The sequence below is a fragment of the Mycobacterium sp. ML4 genome, assembly GCF_054515735.1.
On sequence record NZ_JBTNSY010000071.1, the window covers coordinates 1 to 1,942 of the forward strand.

Annotated in this window: 2 protein-coding genes; one reads left to right on the forward strand and one right to left on the reverse strand. The window is 64.4% G+C overall.

What is annotated here, in order from left to right:
* Positions 1-342 precede the first annotated feature (342 nt).
* The gene (locus tag ACX9NE_RS29210; protein WP_459364849.1) at positions 343-1,260 is read right to left on the reverse strand and encodes a class I SAM-dependent methyltransferase; all 918 of its coding nucleotides are present in this window, start codon (positions 1,258-1,260) and stop codon (positions 343-345) included.
* Positions 1,261-1,316: 56 nt separating this feature from the next.
* On the opposite strand from ACX9NE_RS29210, the gene ACX9NE_RS29215 reads away from it, so the two are divergent.
* Positions 1,317-1,942: enoyl-CoA hydratase/isomerase family protein (locus ACX9NE_RS29215; protein WP_459377755.1), on the forward strand; the 626-nt coding region annotated here is incomplete at its 3' end.

The window sequence follows — 1,942 nt, forward strand, 5'->3', positions numbered from 1 at the left end:
CGACCCCTTCCAACCCCAACCACCACCAACCAACAACTAACCTGGTTGGAGCTTCGGATCGAAGCTGAAACGGATTGCAGCGTAGTGCATCTCGCTTCCGCTTCCCGGTGCCATCGAATCTACCCGGTATTCCTCGCTTTTCCTGGGGCCGGTGAATGTCTTGCGCGATCTGAGCCCGCATCGCGCATGGCTTGGCCCCTCCCGATTCTCGCCGGCGCAACGGAGTACCCCAGGCTTCCCGGCGTGCGCATCGGGCGCGTGCGCCATCGAATCGGCCAGCAAGCTCGACAAATTCAGTGTGCACTCGTCATGTCACGAGTTTGCCGTCGCCGGCTCGCTGTATCACCCCGACGAAGCTCGCACAAACCCAATCGACTTCGCCGGTCCACTGACCCCCGCCTCCCCCAAGGGCGCCAGCCCCGCGGCGCTGAACAATTCGGCGAGGTCCGACGTGATCGTGTTCCATCTGTTCGACCAGAGGTGAGCCGCCACGTCGGTGTGCTCTCCCGGATAAGTGAGGGCGGAGATGTCCAGATCCAGGCCGAGCTCCCGCCAAAAGTCGGTCATGCGCTGCGCCTGCTGCTGCTCGGCAGAAGACCGGCCGGCCACCTGTCCGTAATCGGCGGCCAGCCAACTGCCGGAATCGCTGAGCAAAATGACGTTGTCCAGCAACCGGACTTCGGCTTCCTGGGGCAGAAAGCCGATCAGCAGGCCCTCGGCGAGCCACGCTGTCGGTTGGTCAGTGTCGAACCCCGCGGCCAACAGAGCCGACGGCCAATCGTCGCGCAGATCGATGCCGACGGTGCGGTGCTCGACGTCGGACGTGGCGCCCAGTTTCCGCAGCGTCGACATCTTGAACTCGATGACCTCGGGCTGGTCGATCTCGAACACCCGGCTGTGGCCTGGCCACGGCAGGCGATAAGGGCGGCAATCGAGGCCGGAGGCCAGGATCACGAACTGCTGAACGCCCATGCTGCCGGCCTCGGCGAAATAGTCGTCGAAGAATTTCGCGCGGGCGGCGAACGTGTCGATCATCCGCGGGAAGCCCAGGTTGCCGTCGGCATCGACCGCGTCGAGCTCACCTGCCGCAAGCCGCACGAACAGGTCAACGCCGACGGCCCGCACCAGCGGCTCGGCGAACGGGTCGTTGACGATGATTTTGTGACGCCTGCTTGCCGCCGCCCGCGCGGCCGCGACCATCGTGGCGGTCGCTCCCACACTGTTGGCCAAGTCCCAGCTGTCGTCGTCGGCGCGTGCCATGGACTCACCGTAAACCCGGTACCTGGAAGTCCGCTGAAGTCGCTTACCGTTCGGGTATGGCATCCGAACCCGCAGTCACCCTGGAAACTCTCGAGGACGACATCGCCTGCATCACCCTCAACCGGCCCCGGTTGTTGAACGCTATCGACGGATCGCTGATCAACGGCATGGACGATGCTCTGAATACGTTGGTCAGCAAAGACTTTCGGGTCGCGATCCTGACCGGAGCCGGTCGTGGATTCTGTGCCGGCGCCGATCTCAGCGGCACCGGCCGGGCCTGGACCGAGGTCAAACCGGCCACGCCGGGGTTCAAGGTCACCTACGACGCGCAGGTGCGGCTCGCCGAGCTCTTCGTCCGGATGTACGAGTTGCCCATCCCGGTGATCGCTGCCGTCAACGGCGTCGCTGTCGGGGGTGGACTGGCGTTTGCGCTGCACTCCGACATCCGGATCGCCTCCGACAATGGCCGATTCGGCTCGGTGTTCATCAAGGCCGGCTTCTCGTCGATGGACATGGGCACCAGTTACCTGCTGCCGAAAATCGTCGGCGCCGGCGTCGCGCGCGAACTGATGCTGACCGGTCGGATCATCGACGCGGATGAGGCCTACCGCGTCAAGCTGGTACACCAAGTGGTCAAACCCGATGACCTGATGCCCGCGGCACTCACCAAGGCGAGGGAGAT

Coding starts and splice junctions, on each gene's coding strand:
- ACX9NE_RS29210 (WP_459364849.1), bottom strand. CDS start 1,260: ATGGCACGCGCCGACGACGACAGCTGGGACTTGGCCAACAGTGTGGGA.